Source organism: Ruegeria sp. G7, assembly GCF_056535465.1.
Genome location: NZ_JBQFIL010000001.1, coordinates 2,767,083 through 2,785,595, shown reverse-complemented (window position 1 = coordinate 2,785,595; position 18,513 = coordinate 2,767,083). Strand labels below are relative to the sequence as shown.

General features: G+C 58.3%; 18 protein-coding genes and 1 pseudogene. 11 read left to right on the top strand and 8 right to left on the bottom strand.

Translation table 11 applies throughout. From position 1 onward, the window contains the following. Window position 1 precedes the first annotated feature (1 nt). Window positions 2-1,147 (bottom strand): amidohydrolase, encoded by a 1,146-nt coding sequence (locus ACR3EN_RS13955; protein WP_480870742.1) that lies wholly within the window; start codon window positions 1,145-1,147, stop codon window positions 2-4. Continuing rightward, the gene (gene lipA / locus ACR3EN_RS13950; protein WP_480821930.1) at window positions 1,144-2,094 is read right to left on the bottom strand and encodes a lipoyl synthase; all 951 of its coding nucleotides are present in this window, start codon (window positions 2,092-2,094) and stop codon (window positions 1,144-1,146) included. Before lipA ends, ACR3EN_RS13955 begins: the two co-directional genes overlap by 4 nt. A gap of 265 nt (window positions 2,095-2,359) precedes the next feature. Between lipA and ACR3EN_RS13945 the strand changes: the two genes are divergently transcribed. After that, window positions 2,360-2,908 carry a redoxin family protein gene (locus ACR3EN_RS13945; protein WP_480821928.1) on the top strand — a complete coding sequence of 183 codons (549 nt, stop codon included), beginning with the start codon at window positions 2,360-2,362 and terminating at the stop codon, window positions 2,906-2,908. A gap of 53 nt (window positions 2,909-2,961) precedes the next feature. Here ACR3EN_RS13945 and ACR3EN_RS13940 read toward each other — a convergent pair whose 3' ends face one another. Both ACR3EN_RS13940 and ACR3EN_RS13935 read right to left on the bottom strand, forming a co-directional pair. Beyond that, window positions 2,962-3,885: a hydrogen peroxide-inducible genes activator gene (locus ACR3EN_RS13940; RefSeq protein ID WP_480821926.1), complete on the bottom strand. Its 924-nt coding sequence runs from the start codon at window positions 3,883-3,885 to the stop codon at window positions 2,962-2,964. 44 nt (window positions 3,886-3,929) lie between these two features. Continuing rightward, a complete protein-coding gene (locus ACR3EN_RS13935; protein WP_480821924.1) occupies window positions 3,930-5,033 on the bottom strand; it encodes a DUF6456 domain-containing protein in 1,104 nt (367 codons plus the stop codon). A 254-nt stretch (window positions 5,034-5,287) separates the two neighbouring features. On the opposite strand from ACR3EN_RS13935, the gene ACR3EN_RS13930 reads away from it, so the two are divergent. Beyond that, on the top strand, window positions 5,288-5,575 hold the full coding sequence (locus tag ACR3EN_RS13930) for a DUF6477 family protein (protein ID WP_480843341.1): 288 nt from the start codon (window positions 5,288-5,290) through the stop codon (window positions 5,573-5,575). Here ACR3EN_RS13930 and ACR3EN_RS13925 read toward each other — a convergent pair whose 3' ends face one another. Together ACR3EN_RS13925 and ACR3EN_RS13920 are read right to left on the bottom strand one after the other, a co-directional pair. Continuing rightward, window positions 5,576-7,120 carry a trimethylamine methyltransferase family protein gene (locus ACR3EN_RS13925; protein ID WP_480870739.1) on the bottom strand — a complete coding sequence of 515 codons (1,545 nt, stop codon included), beginning with the start codon at window positions 7,118-7,120 and terminating at the stop codon, window positions 5,576-5,578. A gap of 125 nt (window positions 7,121-7,245) precedes the next feature. Next, window positions 7,246-7,686: a GNAT family N-acetyltransferase gene (locus ACR3EN_RS13920; RefSeq protein WP_480821918.1), complete on the bottom strand. Its 441-nt coding sequence runs from the start codon at window positions 7,684-7,686 to the stop codon at window positions 7,246-7,248. A 70-nt stretch (window positions 7,687-7,756) separates the two neighbouring features. On the opposite strand from ACR3EN_RS13920, the gene guaA reads away from it, so the two are divergent. The 9 genes from guaA (at window position 7,757) to ACR3EN_RS13875 (ending at window position 16,980) form a co-directional block, all read left to right on the top strand. After that, window positions 7,757-9,316, top strand: coding sequence for a glutamine-hydrolyzing GMP synthase (gene guaA, locus ACR3EN_RS13915; RefSeq protein WP_480870736.1), 1,560 nt, complete (start codon window positions 7,757-7,759; stop codon window positions 9,314-9,316). 95 nt (window positions 9,317-9,411) lie between these two features. Beyond that, window positions 9,412-10,317, top strand: coding sequence for a DMT family transporter (locus tag ACR3EN_RS13910; protein WP_480821914.1), 906 nt, complete (start codon window positions 9,412-9,414; stop codon window positions 10,315-10,317). Window positions 10,318-10,435: 118 nt separating this feature from the next. After that, a complete protein-coding gene (locus ACR3EN_RS13905) occupies window positions 10,436-11,572 on the top strand; it encodes an OmpP1/FadL family transporter (protein WP_480821912.1) in 1,137 nt (378 codons plus the stop codon). A gap of 98 nt (window positions 11,573-11,670) precedes the next feature. Then, window positions 11,671-12,567: a DMT family transporter gene (locus ACR3EN_RS13900; protein WP_480821910.1), complete on the top strand. Its 897-nt coding sequence runs from the start codon at window positions 11,671-11,673 to the stop codon at window positions 12,565-12,567. A gap of 48 nt (window positions 12,568-12,615) precedes the next feature. Continuing rightward, window positions 12,616-13,488, top strand: a complete 873-nt coding sequence (locus tag ACR3EN_RS13895; RefSeq protein ID WP_480821908.1) for an ATPase — start codon at window positions 12,616-12,618, stop codon at window positions 13,486-13,488. Window positions 13,489-13,526: 38 nt separating this feature from the next. Then, a complete protein-coding gene (gene metA, locus ACR3EN_RS13890; RefSeq protein ID WP_480821906.1) occupies window positions 13,527-14,444 on the top strand; it encodes a homoserine O-acetyltransferase MetA in 918 nt (305 codons plus the stop codon). A gap of 22 nt (window positions 14,445-14,466) precedes the next feature. Continuing rightward, complete coding sequence (locus ACR3EN_RS13885; protein WP_480843343.1) at window positions 14,467-15,387, top strand: alpha/beta fold hydrolase; 921 nt, start codon at window positions 14,467-14,469, stop codon at window positions 15,385-15,387. Window positions 15,388-15,436: 49 nt separating this feature from the next. Next, window positions 15,437-16,306: a polyphosphate kinase 2 gene (gene ppk2 / locus ACR3EN_RS13880; RefSeq protein ID WP_480870733.1), complete on the top strand. Its 870-nt coding sequence runs from the start codon at window positions 15,437-15,439 to the stop codon at window positions 16,304-16,306. Window positions 16,307-16,365: 59 nt separating this feature from the next. Then, entirely contained in the window at window positions 16,366-16,980 is a 615-nt protein-coding gene (locus ACR3EN_RS13875) for a TetR/AcrR family transcriptional regulator (protein ID WP_480821900.1), read from the top strand. Between the two features lie 186 nt (window positions 16,981-17,166). Here ACR3EN_RS13875 and ACR3EN_RS13870 read toward each other — a convergent pair. Next, window positions 17,167-17,873 (bottom strand): annotated as a pseudogene (locus tag ACR3EN_RS13870) (IS6 family transposase). Between the two features lie 175 nt (window positions 17,874-18,048). Next, window positions 18,049-18,513, bottom strand: coding sequence for a phosphate-starvation-inducible PsiE family protein (locus ACR3EN_RS13865; protein ID WP_480821898.1), 465 nt, complete (start codon window positions 18,511-18,513; stop codon window positions 18,049-18,051).

Here is an 18,513-nt window from a genome sequence, read left to right as displayed (position 1 = left end):
ATCAGGGCGCTAGCGCCTGTTCGATCGCAGATACAAAAATACCCGTTCCAATCGGTATTAGCGCATCCGGGAAGTCGTAATCCGGGTTGTGAAGCTGGGGGTGATCCGTGCCAGCGCCCAGCCAGAACATGGCCGATTTCGCCCCCTTACCGAATTGCCCGAAATCCTCGGAAAATCGCTGCGGTGCGTCGACCAGGGCATGCGGTACAGCTTGCGTATCACAGGCCTTGGCTAATAAAGCCACCGCTTCGGCATCATTGACGCATGCCTCAAATACATCGTCATAGGTGATCTGGACTGACAGACCCTGCGCCTCGGCAATGGTTCGGGCCCTTTGTTCGGCCTTACCGATCAACCGATGCATCCGCGCATCGCCACCGGTGCGCAGCGTCACCCAAAGCTCGGCAGACCCCGGTGCAATGCCAAAAGTGGGCTCGCCCAATTGAGCATGGGTCACGGTGGTCAGAGCATAGTCCGCATCCAGCTCACCACCCGATCCAAGACGCGCCAGCTCGGTCATCAGCTCGGATAACGCTTGTGCCGGAGACAGTCCATCCTGCGGCGCCGCAGCGTGAGAGGTCTTTCCGGTGAGCACAATACGCATCCCGCGCGACGCGCAGTTTGCCGCCCCGCTGCAGATCGCTACTGTTCCCAACTCCAACCCCGGCAAGTTGTGCAGTGAAAATACATAGTCAGGGGCGATGCCCGAAAATCTGGGGTCGCTGCGAAACAACCGGGCACCCTGTCCGGTTTCCTCGGCAGGTTGGAAGATCAGCACGACGCGACCACGCTCGGGCCGCGCTTCACCCAGCATGAACGCCACGCCAAGCACCATCGCCATATGGCCATCATGCCCACATAAATGGCCTTTGCCCGGATATCGCGACGCGTAGGGCAAATCCGACAGCTCTTGAATAGGCAGCCCATCCAACTCGCACCGAATACCGACAGTCGGGCCGGGCTGGCCACTGTCATAGATCGCAGCCACACCATAGCCTCCAATCCCGGTCAGGACTGCATCAGGCCCACAGGCCTCCAACAGATTGGCGATGCTTGCGGCAGTGCCCCGCTCGGCGCCCGAGACCTCGGGCACCTGATGCAACTCATGGCGCTTTTCGATAAGCCAGCTTTGCAGCTCGGGGCTCACCCCTGCCCCAGCTTCTGCTGACGCGCCTCCCGCAGGCGGGCGAAGTCATCGCCGGCATGGTACGAGGACCGGGTCAGCGGTGTGGCAGAAACCATCAGGAAACCCTTGCCAAAGGCGGCTTTCTCATACGATGCGAATTCTTCCGGCGTCACAAAACGGTCAATGCCATGGTGCTTGGGCGTCGGCTGCAGATACTGGCCGATGGTCAGGAAATCGATATCCGCCGCGCGCATATCGTCCATCACCTGACGCACTTCCTGTTCCTGCTCGCCCAACCCGACCATGATGCCCGATTTGGTGAAGATCGACGGGTCCATTTCCTTCACCCGCTGCAACAACCGCAACGAGTGGAAATAGCGCGCACCCGGACGCACCTGCGGATAAAGGCCGGGAACCGTTTCAAGGTTGTGGTTGAACACATCCGGCTTGGCCTCGACCACGGTTTCCAGAACCGCGGGATCACATTTCAGGAAATCCGGCGTCAGAATCTCAATCGTAGTTTTGGGAGAGCGGTGCCGCACAGCCCGGATCGTCTGAGCAAAATGCTCGGCCCCGCCATCTTCCAGATCATCGCGGTCGACCGAGGTGATGACGACATGGTTCAGCCCCAGTTTCTGCACCGCATGCGCAACGCGACCCGGCTCGAACGCGTCCAGCGCGTCGGGGCGACCGGTGGCGATGTTACAGAAGGTGCAACCACGGGTACAGATCTCGCCCATGATCATCATGGTGGCGTGGCCCTGGCTCCAGCATTCGCCAACATTGGGGCATCCGGCCTCTTCGCAGACGGTAACCAGGTTATTGTCGCGCATGATCTTGTGCGTATCGGCATAGCCGGCCCCACCGGGGGCCTTTACGCGAATCCACTTGGGCTTGCGCGGGGCTGCGTTGTCAGGCCGGTGCGCCTTTTCTGGGTGTCGTTGCTCGGGGATTTTCAGATCACGCACGGTTGGCTTTCCTGACTTTGGGTCAATTTGCTTTACCCATAACATAAACCGACTGTTCAGGTTACGCCAGCGGCGCATAGCCGCTATGCGTGCTTATTGTGCCGATGCAGAAAACATAGGCTACTGGCATTCATTTTTCATATTGTTTTCAAGATGATTAACCAGCTTCAAGATATTTGGCATCTGCAGCATATCTATTGTTGAAGGTGATTTAGAATCGTTTTAACCCTCGCATCAAACATATGTGAATCACAGGAGTTTGATGATGAAGACCGGCGCAAAGCTGCCTGACGTAACCTTCCACACCCGCGTCCGTGATGAGGCCGTCGAAGGCCCGAATCCATTCCGCTGGGAAGACAAAACCACTGCAGATTACTTCGCGGGCAAGCGCGTCATCCTGTTCTCGCTGCCGGGTGCGTTCACGCCCACATGCTCGACCTACCAGCTGCCGGGTTTTGAGAACGGGTTTGCTGATTTCACTGCCAAAGGGATTGATGCGATCTATTGCATGTCGGTGAATGACAGCTTTGTCATGAACAAATGGGCCGCAGATCAGGGCCTGCAAAATGTCGCCGTAATCCCCGATGGCTCGGGCGAGTTCACTCGCAAGATGGGTATGCTGGTCGACAAGGACAATCTGGGCTTTGGCATGCGCTCGTGGCGCTACGCGGCAATCGTCAATGACGGTGTGGTCGAGGCATGGTTCGAAGAACCCGGCCTGATGGACAACTGCCCCGAAGACCCCTATGGCGTCTCTTCGCCCGAAAACCTGCTGAAGCATCTGAATGAGGCGCGCGAACCCGCGCTGGCCTGACCTGAAGGATGTTTCTAATGACAAGGCCCGCCTACACAGGCGGGCCTTTGTCGTCAGGCGCGGGTTCGCGTCACGATGTCCTCACCGACCTGCCGGATGACCCCGGCCAATCGGTCAAACCAACCCTCCCCTCCGGTCGAGAGACGCCGCACCAAGCCGATCGTGCGCGCTGGTTGAGGGGTCGCAAAACGCAACAGGCGAAGGCCTGGAACGGCATCGACCTCGGCCTGTGCAGCCAGTTCCGGCATCAGGGTCAGCCCAAAGCCCTCGGCCACCAGACGCGAAAGGGTCGCCAGCGATGACGCCCCCATGTTGATCTGCCCGCTGGTCCGATCCCGACCGCAGACCTCAAGTGCCTGATCCGTCAGGCAATGCCCATCCTCCAGCAACATCAACTGCGCTGTCTGCAGATCCAGCGGCCGCAATGCCTCGGGGCTGACGGTCAGGCGGCTGAGGCGGCTTTGACTTCCCGCCAACAGAAACCGATCCTCGAACAGGGTCTCTTCGTGCAGGTCGGCAGCGCCCGAAGGCAGCGCCAATACCGCTGCGTCAATCTCGCCCGCACGCAGCATGGCCAGCAGGCGTTCGGTCCGGGCTTCGCGAATCCGAACGCGCAGCGACACATCACCCGACCGCAATCCGGCCAGAACTCCGGGCAACAGATACGGCGCAACGGTTGGAATGATGCCAATCGACAGGGACCGATGACCACCCGAGTGATCTCGGGCAAAGCGATCCAGCTGGTCGGCAGCCGACAGGACATGGCCAGCATGATCCAGAACGTCCCGTCCTAGTGGTGTCAGTAGAATATCCCGCGCCTGACGTTCAAACAGCGGCCCACCCATCGCTTCTTCCAGCGCTTTAATCTGGACCGACAGCGCAGGCTGGGACACATGACACACCTGCGCCGCACGGCCAAAGTTTCGTTGCTCGGCGACAGCGCGGAAATACTGCAATTGGCGGAAAGTAAACCTCATAGCCTTTGACTATCACTTGCAGCCATATCCACAATAAAGATTTATCAACCAATCAGCCTGTCGCGTTCGGTCTGCTCTTCATAGTGGCGTCGTAGTCGCTGCAATGCGATGCGCAGCACGATCTTACCCGACCGGGCCGACCAGCCCATACGCTTTTCTGCCATTTCCAGCCCCTCAAGATAGCAACAGCAGCGCAGCGCCACATCGCTCAGGCCCGGGCCAAGCTCGGCCAGCGCCCGCGCGACACGATCACGCGCACCAGACGAGCCGTGGCCAACATGCGCATCTGGCGTGAAATCAGCCCGGCCCCCACCGGTCAGAAAATGGTCCCAGTTCTGCGTGACCTGAGGCCCAATCTGAGCAAGCTCAAAGTCCTCTCGCAGACGTTCCCCTGCCCCTACAAGCGTCTCATCAAGAAAGGGCTTTCCGTCCCTGTCCCGTCGGCGTGCCAAAGCAACGAGCGGGCTTTCTGCCGCGCTGTACCGCACGCGCGACGGACTCTGAGGCTGAGGCTTTGCCCCACCGCCAGAACCTTGAAATGAAGCCTGCGCCTCGGCCATGCCAAACTCATTCCGTGTTCGGGCACGATTCTCGGCATCAGCCAGAAGATGACCCAGCGCGGTGCGGCCCGCCGTGGTAATGCGATAGCGCGAAATACGCCCCGGATTGTCGCACGATATCCAGTCCTTCAGGGCCAAAGCCTGCGCAATACTACAATCGACGACCGCGGTTCTGGTAGCGCCCGCATCGGCGTTGTCGCGCACGACTACGGCTTTGTCCATGTCTTCGGCTACCGCCAGCACCGCACCGGATTCGCACAAACGGCGCAGCACACGCAGGGCTTCGCGATCAAATACCGCGTCTTCATCATGACCCGAGGCGAACGGCAAAACGGCGCTGCAAGGTTCCGATCCGTCACCCGCAGGCGCGGTGAAATGCGCCTGTGCCAAAGACTGCAGCGCAGCATCAACCAAAGGATCGTCACGCCGCATTTCCAACCTGCGTATCTGACGCAGAATGGTCGAGGCATGGCATCCAGCCGAGCGCGCGATATCCCGGATGGACCGGCCCGACTCGGTGTGGTCAAGGTATCGCTGCGCCCCTTCGGGGACCCATGCCGGTACAGTGAAAGCCGCGCTGTTTTCCATATTTCAATGCCCTCGTCGACAAAACAAACTGACAGTTTTCGCCGTCGGATTCTTAGTTAACCAAATCTAACTAGAGTCGCTTTCGTTACTCGTTCGTTAACCACGGACGGCACCGAGCAGAATTGATTCAAAAAGATAAACAGTCGTGAAACCATAGTTCGGAGCGAACCACAGCAAGGCAACACCCGCTATAGTTGTGTCAAATCTCTGGCATCAGAATGAAAGAAGGAAGGAACGCCACAGTGCAGGACCTGATGACCATGATCGCCACCCTCCGCCGCCCGCGCTTGCTGACCCGTGCGGCGAAAATCGGCGCGAAAGACTATAACCGTGATCGCCACCTGCAGCGCATCCTGGGATATGGGTCCGTCCCAGGAACCGGCTCTGCGCTGGTCCGGCTGCTCGAAATCGAGCGCGAGTTTGACCTGCAGAGGAAAGAAGATGACGCCGCCTATTCTCTGGTGCGTCACCTTGATGTTTTGATTGCCCTGATCGGCGAGGCGCAGCTATATCAGGTCAGCCGCGCCGCGCGCTATACGTGATCAGGTGAAGGCATCCGGCATGGATGCCTTTTTCTCGGCAACATAGGCGTCAAGCGCGGCCTTTACATCCGGGTCGATCTGCGGCTGCTGGTAGTTGGCCAGCAGATGCTCGACCCGTGCGGTGGCCAGCGTCCGTGTATCTCGGGCGCCTTCCTCTTCCCAAGTCTCGAACGGCTTGTAATCCAGCAGGTCGGTCTTCCAGAACGCATCCTTGAAGTTCGCCTGCGTGTGGGCGCAACCCAGATAGTGGCCACCCGGACCGACCTCGCGGATTGCGTCCATGGCCTGTGCGTTCTCGTCATAGGCGATGCCTTTGGCCAGACCGTGCAGAACGCCCAACTGATCAGCATCCATGACGAACTTCTCGAAATCCGCCACCAGACCACCTTCGAGCCAACCGCAGGAGTGCAGCATGAAGTTCACGCCTGCCATCAGCCCCATGTTCAGCGAGTTCGCGGTCTCGTAAGCCGCCTGCGCGTCGGGCAGTTTCGAACCGCAGAACGAGCCCGCGGACCGGAACGGCAGCCCCAGACGACGCGCCAGCTGGCCCGCGCCGTAGGTGACATGCGAGGCTTCGGGTGTACCAAAGGTCGGCGCGCCCGAGTTCATGTCGATCGAGGACACAAACGCACCGAAGATCGCCGGAGCACCCGGACGGATGATCTGGCTATAGGCGACGCCCGCCATGACCTCGGCCAGAACCTGTGTCAGCGTCCCCGCGACCGACACCGGCGCCATCGCGCCGCCCACAATGAAGGGCGAGATGATACAGGCCTGATTGTTCGCCGCATAAACCTCGAGCGAGCCCATCATCACGTCGTCGAATGTCATCGGCGAGTTGATGTTGGTCAGCGAGGTCATGACGGTGTTGTTCTGCACGAACTCTTTGCCAAACAGAATCTCGCACATCTCGATCGAATCCTGCGCGCGGCTGGGATCGGTGACCGAACCCATGAACGGCTTGTCCGACAGGGTCATGTGCGCCATCAGCATGTCCAGGTGGCGCTTGTTCACCGGAATGTCCGTCGGCTCGCACACCGTACCGCCCGAGTGGTGCAGCCACTTGGACATATAGGCCAGCTTCACGAACTTATTGAAATCATCCATCGTCGCATAGCGACGGCCACCTTGCGCGTCCCGCACGAACGGAGGGCCATAGACCGGGGCCAGAACCAGATTGCGGCCACCGATGACCACCGATTTCTCGGGGTTGCGGGCGTGCTGGGTGAATTCGCTGGGTGCGGTTTTGATCAGCTCACGCGCCAGACCACGTGGCAGGCGAACGCGCTCGCCGTCGATATCCGCACCGGCGTCTTTCCAGCGCTCAAGCGCGGCGGGGTTGTCGACGAAGTTGACGCCCACTTCTTCCAGAATGGTTTCCGCGTTGTTTTCGATGATCTCCAACGCTTCGTCGTTGAGGACCTCGAAGTTGGGAATATTGCGTTCGATATACTTCGTGGTTTCGATCTTGACCGCCGTGCGCTCGGCCCGACGGGCGGCGCCGCCGCCACCCCGTGCCCTGCGCCGGGTGTTTGCCTCTGCCATTGAGAAAATCCCGTTGGTTGGTTGGTTTGATAAGTGTGTTACATGAACGGCCAACAGCGCCACAGGTAGTTTACGGCGCAATAGGGGGAAAAGCGACATGAACCGCAACCAGACGGATCTGAGCGTTAGGTCACCCGCTTTTGCATCATGACCGAGTTCCCGGTCGTCTCGACCTCGTGCCAGCCCAGATGCGCATACATCGCCCGGGTTGCGCGCATCAGGCGGTGGGTCCGCAGCTGCAGATATGCCACTTCTGCTTCAGCCGCCGCCGTTTCGGCAGCCGCAAGCAATTGCCGCGCAATCCCCTGCCCCTGAGCCTCGGGCGAGACAGCAAGGTTGAAGACCATCATCGTATCGGTCTGCAGATCAAAGACGATGACCCCCAGCAAATGCCCGTCGCTTTCCGCCAGAACCACATCACGGTCCCGAATATCCTCGGCGAGTCCAGCCGTTACATCCGGCAGATCGGCGATCTCGCGCATTGCCTGCCCATAAGCGCTGGTAATACAGTCCCGGATCGCGTCTGCATCGCTTTGGCCGGCAGTCCTAAGCCTTATTGTCATCATCTATCAGCCTCCGCCCCCAATTGACGTCATTGCGCTTGCACAAGCAACGCTTGCGACCTAATAGCCCTGCATGACCCAAGCATCCCACGACCGCCTTCTGATCATCGACTTCGGCAGCCAGGTGACCCAGCTGATCGCCCGCCGCCTGCGCGAGCTGAACGTCTATTGCGAAATCCACCCCTATCAGAACGTCACGATGGAGTTCGTCCGAGAGATGGCCCCCAAGGCCGTGATATTCTCGGGCGGTCCCGACAGCGTGACACGCGACGGCTCGCCCCGCGCCCCGCAGGAGATCTTTGACTACGGCGTGCCGATTCTGGGCATCTGCTACGGTCAGCAGGTCATGATGCACCAGTTGGGCGGCAAGGTCGAAAGCGGCCATGGCACTGCCGAGTTCGGCCGCGCCTTCGTCACACCCAAAAGCCAGCTCGATATCCTTGATGGTTGGTTCGCCGAGGGCGACGAACAGGTCTGGATGAGCCACGGCGACCATGTCAGCGAAATCGCCCCGGGGTTTGAGGTGTTCGGCACCTCTCCCAATGCGCCCTACGCGATCACTGCCGATCCCAGCCGCCATTTCTACGCCGTGCAGTTCCACCCCGAGGTGCACCACACCCCCAAGGGTGCAAAGCTGTATGAGAATTTCGTCAAGCTGGCCGGATTCTCGGGCGACTGGACCATGGGGGCCTATCGCGACGAAATGATCCGCAAAATCCGCGAGCAGGTGGGCGACAAAAAGGTCATCTGCGGTCTCTCGGGCGGTGTCGACAGCTCCGTCGCAGCGATCCTGATTCACGAGGCAATCGGCGATCAACTGACCTGTGTCTTTGTCGACCATGGCTTGCTGCGCAAGAACGAGGCTGCCGAGGTCGTCGGCATGTTCCGCGACAATTACAACATCCAACTGATCCATGCAGATGAAAGCGAGCTGTTTCTGGGCGAGTTGGACGGTCAAAGCGACCCCGAGACCAAGCGCAAGATCATCGGCAAGCTGTTCATCGACGTCTTCCAGAAACACGCCGACACCATCGACGGGGCCGATTTCCTGGCGCAGGGCACCCTCTACCCCGACGTAATTGAATCCGTCTCGTTCTCTGGCGGCCCGTCGGTCACAATCAAATCGCACCACAATGTGGGTGGTTTGCCAGAGAAGATGGGCCTGAAGCTGGTCGAACCCTTGCGCGAGCTGTTCAAGGACGAAGTCCGCGCCTTGGGCCGCGAACTGGGCCTGCCGCAAAGCTTCATCGGTCGCCACCCCTTCCCCGGCCCCGGCCTTGCCATCCGCTGCCCCGGCGAAATCACCCGTGAAAAACTAGAAATCCTGCGCGAGGCGGATGCTGTCTATATCGACCAAATCCGCAAACACGGCCTCTATGACGAGATATGGCAGGCCTTCGTAGCCATCCTGCCCGTTCGCACCGTCGGCGTGATGGGCGACGGGCGCACCTATGATTATGCCTGTGCCCTGCGTGCGGTGACCTCCGTTGATGGCATGACCGCGGATTACTACCCGTTCAGCCATGAGTTCCTCGGCGAAACCGCCACGCGCATCATCAATGAGGTCAAAGGTATCAACCGGTGCACCTATGACATCACCTCGAAACCCCCTGGTACAATCGAGTGGGAATGAGCGCAAAGCCGGGTCTCAGCCCGGCTTTTTGCTTTACATTCCAAGGCGAAACGCCCTTTAGTCGGCGCGGCATACTCTGATACGGCGTTGGCTCTATGGATCAAAGCAAATCACAGGTCGGCAAAGCCGCGCTCTGGATGACCGGAGCGATCGCTTCGTTTTCCTCGATGGCCGTTGCCGGGCGCGAGCTGAGCGTGACCCATGATACGTTCGAGATCATGTTCTACCGTAGCCTCGTCGGCATTTGCGTGGTTGCACTGGTCCTGTCGTTTACACAAAACTGGCATCAGGTCACGACGCAGCGGCTGGGTCTGCATGGCGTGCGGAACGTCCTGCATTTCACCGGGCAGAATCTTTGGTTCTATGCGGTGACCGTCATCCCGCTGGCGCAGGTCTTTGCGCTGGAGTTCACCAACCCCATCTGGGTCATCCTTCTGTCGCCCTTGTTTCTGGGGGAACGGCTGACTGCCATTCGCCTGACCGCTGCGATGATTGGTTTTGCGGGCATCCTGATCGTAGCCCGCCCCGGCGCCGCATCCATCAGCCCCGGCGTGATCGCCGCTGCTCTTTCGGCGATCTTCTTTGCGTTGACAAACATCTCGACCAAATCCCTGACGCGCACAGCCAGCATTGGTTGCATAATGTTCTGGTTAACTGTGATGCAGGCCGTACTTGGCCTGATCGCTTCCGGCATTGACGGAGACATAACCCTGCCCTCGTTTGGCACGGCCCCCTTCCTTCTGCTGATCGGTCTGGCCGGGTTGCTGGCGCATTTCTGTATCACAAACGCTCTGGCCATCGCGCCGGCCACTGTGGTGGTCCCGTTCGACTTCGCGCGCCTGCCGACCATCGCAATTGTGGGCATGATCCTTTATCAGGAACCGCTTGATCACTGGACCCTTCTGGGCGCGGTCGTGATCTTCTGCGGCATCTTCCTGAACGTCTGGTCCGAGAATCGTAACAATTTGGCAACACAGTTACGTAACGGCGACCCGAACTAACGCTCCGTCACCGGTTGACCTTATTTTAAGGATTAAGACAGTAACACCCGGTAACAGGCCCGGGTGCACTTGTGAGGGTGTGCACCACAGGCAAAGGACAGAGATTGGGAGGAATACAATGAAAAAAACGCTGTTTCAGGCGTGCGCCCTGTGCGTCGGGGCAACCGCAGTGCAGGCGGGCGGTCTTGACCGAAGCGGTCAGGGTGTAAACATCTTGTTTGAGGAAGGCTCTGTTGTACAACTCCGACTGGGGTATACAGATCCAGATGTCAGTGGTTCGCAGGATGGGGTAGAGTCGGGCAACGTAGCGAACAGCTTCTTCACTCCGCACCTCGCCTATAAAACAGCGCTTACCGAGCAACTCGATTTCGCATTGGTTTATGATGAACCATTTGGTGCGGATATCAGATACCCGTCAGAATATCCGCTATCTATTAACCCGACGGCGGCTTTCGGTGGCGGGTCAGATGTTCTGCGCGCGGATGCAGATGTCGATGCGATCACAGCGTTGTTCCGTTACAAGTTCGATAACGGCTTCAGCGCGATCGGCGGAGTCCGCGGGCAGCGGCTCAAAGCCAACGTTGCGGTGCCTGCGGCAGCCGGTTATGAGCTCGACACTGACTCTGATATCGCATTTGGCTATGTCGTGGGAGTTGCTTGGGAACGACCAGACATCGCGGCTCGCGTCGCGCTAACTTACAACTCGAAAATTACCCACGATATTTCGCAAACAGAATCGTTCGATGCGGTTATCGTTCCGCCGATTCCACCGGTAGCCGTGCCCGTTACCGAAGACACAGAAACCGAGGTTGAATCGCCGCAATCCATTAACCTGGACTTCCAAACAGGCGTCGCACCCAAGACACTATTGTTTGGTTCGATCCGCTGGGTTGACTGGCCACAAACTGTTCTTGCTCCACCGGTTTATGTTGGCATCACAGATGACAACTTGGTGGACTATGAAGATGATACGTTCACTTACACGCTGGGCCTCGGCTATCAATTCTCCGAAGAATTCTCTGGGGCTGTCACCGTCGGCTATGAGACCTCCACTGGATCGGAAGTCACCAACTTAGGACCTACTGACGGGTTCTGGAGCGTTGGTGTCGGTGGAACCTATTCTCTTGAAAAAGCCCAAATATCTGGCGGTGTTCGTTATACCGACATTGGCGATGCGACCACTACGACGGGTGGCGAATTCACCGGCAACAGCGCCTGGAGCGTTGGATTTCAGGTCACTTACCGTTTGGACTGATCCACACTGTCAGGAACGATCCCGAAGCCCCGCCCATTCGGCGGGGCTTTTCGCATGTTTCGGGTCGCTCAAAAGATTCCGGAGTGTCAGAACAGGCCATGGCTGCTCAGAAATACCTCTCTACCCGCGCCTGGGCTGAATTGATTCTGCTCGGAGTGATCTGGGGCGCATCGTTCTTGTCGATACGTATCGCCCTGGACACCGTCCCCTTCGTGACCTCAGTATTCCATCGGGTGTTCTGGGCATCCTTGGCGCTTTGGCTGCTGATCCTCGCACAACGGAACAGCTTGCCCCGAAACCCGCGTATCTGGGCTGCATTTCTGGTCATGGGCCTGCTGAACAACGTTCTGCCCTTCTCGCTCATGGCGTGGGGCCAGCTTCATGTCGAAACCGGTCTGACCTCGATCCTGAACGCAACCACCGCAGTGTTCGGAGTGCTTCTGGCGTCATTTTTCTTCCCAGATGAACGTTTGACGCGTGCGCGCGTTCTGGGCGTATGTCTGGGCTTTCTGGGCGTTGCGGTGACAATCGGTCTGCGCCAGTTCGGCGCGTTCAGCCTGAGCAACCTTGGGCAGTTGGCGATATTGTCCGGCACCCTGTCCTATGCCTGCGCTGCAGTCTGGGCCCGCGCCTACCTGAGCAACCTTCAACCGCAGATCGCTGCGGCTGGCATGCTGACGGCGTCCGCACTCATCATGCTACCCGTGACTTTAGTAGTTGATGGCATCCCCGCGCTGGCGCTTCCCTTCGAAACATGGGCCGCCATCGCCTACTACGCGCTAGTGGCGACGGCGGGCGCGTATCTGCTGTATTATCGGGTTTTGCAACAAGGTGGCAGCGGGAATGTTCTGCTGGTGACGCTCATCATACCGCCGGTCGCAATACTTCTCGGCGCATTGGTCCGAAGCGAGGCCCTGCCCCCGCGCGCCTTTGCCGGGTTTGCAATACTTGCCTTGGGTCTGATCATCCTCAGCCGATCCCGCAGACGCGATTGACGCCGCCAACCGCCCGTTTTAGCTAGGGCGAAACAAGGAATGGCGGATATGCTCTACAACTCGGCAAACGACTGGCGCGAGGCCGCGCGAAAGAAAGTGCTGTTCTTCGGCATGTCGGGATTGGGCAAGTCCTATGTCTCGAACACGCTGCGCGAGGCCGGGGGCTGGTTTCACTATTCCATCGACTATCGCATCGGCACTCGGTACATGGGCGAATACATCACCGACAACGCCAAGGCCGAAGCGATGAAAGTCCCGTTTCTCAGGGACCTTCTGCTGTCGGATTCAATCTACATAGGCTCAAATATCAGTTTCGAGAACCTCACCCCTGTCTCGACCTACCTTGGCAAGCCCGGCAACCGAGACCTCGGCGGGCTGGAGATATCGGAATACCAACAGCGACAGGAACAGTTCCGGCTGGCCGAGATCCACGCCCTTTTGGACACCAAGTACTTTGTTGATCGGGCCCAGCGGCTGTATGGATATCCGAATTTCATCTGTGACACCGGCGGGTCGATCTGCGAATGGGTCGAACCCGACGATCCCAACGATCAGGTCCTAAGCGAACTGTCGCGCCAGACGTTGATGATCTGGATAAAGGGCGATGATGCACACACGGCAGAATTGATCCGCCGTTTCGACAAGGCCCCCAAGCCCATGTCATATCAGGCCGCTTTTTTGGCGCATGTCTGGGCCGAGTATCTGGCGCTCAACGACTGCCAAGGCGATGACGTCGATCCCGATGCGTTCATCCGCTGGACCTATGCCAAGGCGATGGCGCACCGGCAGCCCCGGTACGAGGCCATGGCGCGCAATTGGGGCGTCACGATCGCCGCCGACGACGTTGCCAAGGTGCGTGATGGTAGAGATTTCGATGAGTTGATCGAACGCACCCTTGAGACCCGCGACAAGCCCGCCTAAGTTCCGAACTTCTTTCACAGTTTCAATAGCGTGACGCGATGCCGATCAAGATACCCTCAGACCTGCCCGCCTTTGATGTCCTGACCAATGAGGGCGTCATGGTCATGGCCGAGGATCAGGCCGCCCGGCAGGATATCCGCCCGCTTCGGATCGGGTTGTTGAACCTGATGCCAAAGAAGATTCAGACCGAAAACCAATTCGCGCGTTTGATCGGGGCCACCCCTCTGCAGATTGAGCTGTCGCTGATCCGCATGACCGAGCATCAGACCAAGAACACCGCAGCCGCGCACATGGCCGAGTTCTACCAACCCTTCCAGGAGGTGAGGGACCAAAAGTTCGACGGCCTGATCATCACGGGCGCGCCGATCGAGCATCTGGATTTCGCCGACGTGACCTATTGGGACGAGCTGCGCGAAGTGTTTGCGTGGACGCAGACCAATGTGCATTCGACCTTCGGGGTGTGCTGGGGCGGGATGGCGATGATCAACCATTTCCACGGCGTCCGAAAGCATATGCTGGACGCCAAAGCGTTCGGCTGCTATCGCCACCGAAACATGGCGCCGGCGTCTCCGTTTTTGCGCGGTTTTTCCGATGATTGCGTCATTCCCGTCAGCCGCTGGACAGAGATGCGGCAATATGAAATCGATGCGGTCCCCGATCTGATTACGCTATTGGGCAGCGACGATGTGGGCCCCTGTCTGGTCGAGGACCCAACGCACCGGGCGCTGTATATATTCAATCATTTTGAGTATGACAGCGACACGCTCAAGCAGGAATATGACCGTGACGTCGCCAATGGCGCGCCGATCAATGTGCCGATAAACTATTACCCGGATGACGATCCAACTCAGGAACCCCAGAACCGCTGGCGCAGCCATGCACATTTGCTTTACGGCAACTGGATCAACTCGATCTATCAAACAACCCCGTTCGATCTGAACAAAATTGGCCAGTAAGATCCTCATATCCCTTTGCATTGTGGCTGCGGGACTTGCCGCTGCCACCGCTTGGCGCAGCGCCCAACGCGAAGCGCGGGCCGAATCTGCATTCCCACCCGAAGGTCAGATCGTCGATGTGAACGGCGTGTCTGTTCATGCGGTCGTCATCGGCGAAGGACCCGATGTCGTACTGATCCATGGCTCAAGCGGCAACACGCGGGATATGACATTCGCGCTGGCTCCGATACTGGCCGAGAACTACCGCGTGATTGTTTTTGACCGGCCTGGGCTTGGCTATTCCGAAAGCTTCAATCCAGATGGCGAAACCATCGTGCAACAGGCCGAAATTCTGCAACAGGCGGCAGCAAAGCTGGGCGCAGAGAAGCCGATCGTTGCCGGGCAAAGCTATGGCGGTTCTGTCTCATTGGCATGGGCAGTGACGCGCCCCGAGAACATCTCGGCGCTTGTCCTGATCGCTCCGGCCGCGATCCCGTGGGAGACGCCTTTGGACGCCTTCAACACCATCGGTGCAACCACCGCGGGCAATGTGCTCGCCCTGCCCCTGATCACCGCGTTTGTTCCGGATTGGTATGTCGAAAAGGCGCTCGATAAAGTATTCGCGCCGCAACAGGCCCCTGACGGATATGCCGATCATTTCGGCCCCGGCCTGACCATGCGCCGCGCCTCGATGCACGCAAACGCGAAACAACGCGCCAACCTGCTGGATGAGGTGGCGCAGCTGCAACCGCGTTACGGTGAAATTTCGGTTCCGACCGAGATCGTTCACGGCACCGCAGATGACACCGTGGGGCTAAGCTGGCATTCCCAGCGCCTGATTGAACAGATACCGGGTGCTGAACTGATCGAACTGGACGGTATCGGCCACATGCCACAGGTGGTTGCCGCGCCTGAGGTTGCCGCCGCGATCGATCGGGCCGCCGAACGCGCAGGTTTGCGTTAGGGCGCTCTGTAATCCATAGTAAGATTTGGATTTTATCGCGAGGCCACATATGACCCGATCAGATCAGGGCGCAATCGAAAGCTACTTCCGTAACGACGCTCCGAAAGAGGTACAAGCCGCGATCAAAGATGGCCGAAAGGGGAATATCCTGTCCGCCTCCTACCCGTATCGGGAAAAGATGAAGGGCAAAGACTACGACAAGCAGATGACAGCCCTGCAGATCGAGCTGGTCAAGATGCAATCCTGGATAAAGGCCACAGATCAGCAAATCGCGATCCTTTTCGAAGGCCGGGACGCCGCCGGAAAAGGTGGGACAATCAAACGGTTCCGGGAAAACCTCAATCCACGAGGGGCGCGCAACGTAGCGCTGAGCAAACCCTCGGATGCCGAGCGCAGCCAATGGTATTTTCAGCGCTACATCTCGCATCTTCCCTCGGCCCGCGAGATCGTGTTCTTCGATCGCAGTTGGTACAATCGAGGCGTGGTTGAAAACGTCTTTGGCTTTTGCACCACCGAGGAACGCGAACGGTTCTTCCGGCAGGTTATCCCGCTGGAAACGGGGTTCAAAAACGACGGGATTCACCTTTTCAAGTTCTGGCTGAATGTCGGGCGCGCCGAGCAATTGAACCGCTTTCTCAAGCGCGAGACTGATCCTTTGAAGCAGTGGAAACTCAGCCCAATTGACGTGGCAGGGCTGCACAAATGGGACGAATACAGCCAGTCCATCTCGGAAACCCTGACACGCAGCCATTCGGAAGACTGTCCCTGGACGATCATCCGCTCGGACGACAAGAAGCGCGCGCGTCTCGCAGCCATTCGCACGGTTCTCAGCAGTTTGGACTATGATGGCAAAGATACTGACGTCGTCGGTACGCCTGATCGCAAGATCAGTGGCGGGCCGGATATCTGGGATGCCTGATCGCGCTGGTCTCACGCACATCTCGCACATATATAAGACAAAACGCGCCTGAGGCCGGGATGACGAAACGCGGATATCACCATGGAAACCTGAAACAAGCGCTGATCGAAGCGGCCCTTTCGCTGATCGAGCAGAAAGGACCGACCGGCTTCACCCTGTCGGAGGCGGCCAAGACTGCAGGGGTCACCCCTGCTGCGGTCTATCGCCACTATGAAGGGCGCGAGGACTTGATTGCCGAGGCCGCCCGCCAGGGATTCGAAATGTTCGCGGATCTGATGCAATTTGCCTATGACAAAGGCCAGCCTTCGGCTCTGGCCGCGTTCGAGGCCACGGGCCGCGCCTATCTCGCCTTTGCGCGCAAGCACCCGGGCCATTACATCGCCATGTTCGAAAGCGGTATCTCGGTGAACCGAACGCCCGAGCTGGCCCTTGCCGCCAACCGCGCCAAGACGGTTCTGGAAAAAGCTGCCAGCGATCTGTCGCAGCACATCCCGCCGGAGAAACGCCCGCCCGCATCGATGTTCAGCGCCCATATCTGGGCGATGAGCCATGGTGTCGTCGAACTGTTTGCGCGCAATACCGGCGCAAGTTCCCCGTTTCCGCCCGAAGAGCTGCTGGAAACCGGCATTGGCATCTATCTGCGCGGTTTGGGACTTGTGGCTCAAGACGAGTGAAGCATCGCAGCACGCCCTATTCGGGATCCACCAGAGTGGTCAGGCAGCGGGCCGCACAAAGATGATCAAGCGTTTGGCTTCGATCACCTGCAGGGCGCGCGACATAAGCAGACGACTGTTTGAGAGGTATGGCGGTGCTGTCAGACGAATTCGAACCAGTCTCAGTTAGCCGTGGAAATCGCGAACTTATCCGGAACAAAGTTGACGCCACTCGCTAAGAGCGGCGGCGCGGGTCAGCTTGAAGGTGTCTCGACTGGTGAGCGATCTTTCCTGGTTGAAGTGGTTATAGACAGAGGAATGGACGGAGGCGAATTTCTGCAAACTTCGCATACGCCTGAAACGCAGCATGGCCCGCTCTCTTCGTCGAAACGGCAGGTGCGAATTCTCAACGCGGTTGTTGAGCCACCTGCCCGTCTGTCGTTTTTTCAGTGCACCCATTTCTCTGAGCGCAGCCTTGTAGGAGGCGAAGTGAACTGTGGCTATTTCTTCAGCTTTGCCGTGCCGCTTCATTAATTTCCTGAGGAATTTCAGCGCTGCAGCTTTGTTTCGGCGTTTGGTGACACCGGCTTCCAGCACCTCGCCTTCGTGATCAACAGCCCGCCACAGATAATGTCGCTTGCCATGTACCTTCACAAAACCTCGTCTACGTGCCACTTCCATTTCGAGAATGCACGAAGTTGCTGGACCCGTTTGCGTCTAATCTCGGAAGCAAACATTGGACCGAACCTGCTCCACCAATATCGGACGGTTTCGTGGCTCACGTCGATGCCTCGCTCATGCAGCAGATCTTCCACATTCCGAAGCGAGAGCGGAAACCGAATATGCAGCATCACCGCAAGACGGATGATCTCAGGGCTGGTTTTGAAGTATTTGAATGAGACTGGTTTGGTCATGTCCGAAGGCTATGCACCCGCCCTGCCCGCCTCAAGACAGGCTCTTCTGACATGACCGTCTTAGATGTAGACACGGCCCGAAGCTGCTGTTCGCTATACAAATCGCTCGCTGCAGTGCCGCCCACCAAACCGGGCTTTCGCCGCAGATGCTCAGTTAAGGCGTCCTGTGAAATACCTACCTGCCACGCCACAACAACCAATACGTGACGCCAAACGCCAGACCGAGTCCAGAATACCCAACGAAATAAAGCGGCTCCAGGTCCGTCGTGTCGAGTGTGATGACCTTTCTGGCAACGGCCATCAGGGCGGTTGCAACTACCAGCTTCACATGTATGACATCGGCCGTCAGGTAAAGCATGACATTCGTGTAAATCTCGATTGCGATCAGTACGACAAGCGCGGCCGCAAAAACCTCCAACAGATCACTGACGTCAAGAACCAGGACCGGCGGACTTATAAGCTTGATGTAGAACGAGTAGCCGGCGTCGATGACGGCAAATCCGATCACAACTACCATGAACAAAGACATCACCCGAACGGCGTGTCGAATGAGCCGATTGCAGCTTCTGACAATCAGATCCTCATGGTCTGGGTCAAGCTCGACATGCGCTTGCGCATTGCGTTGCATCTGATCGGCCAT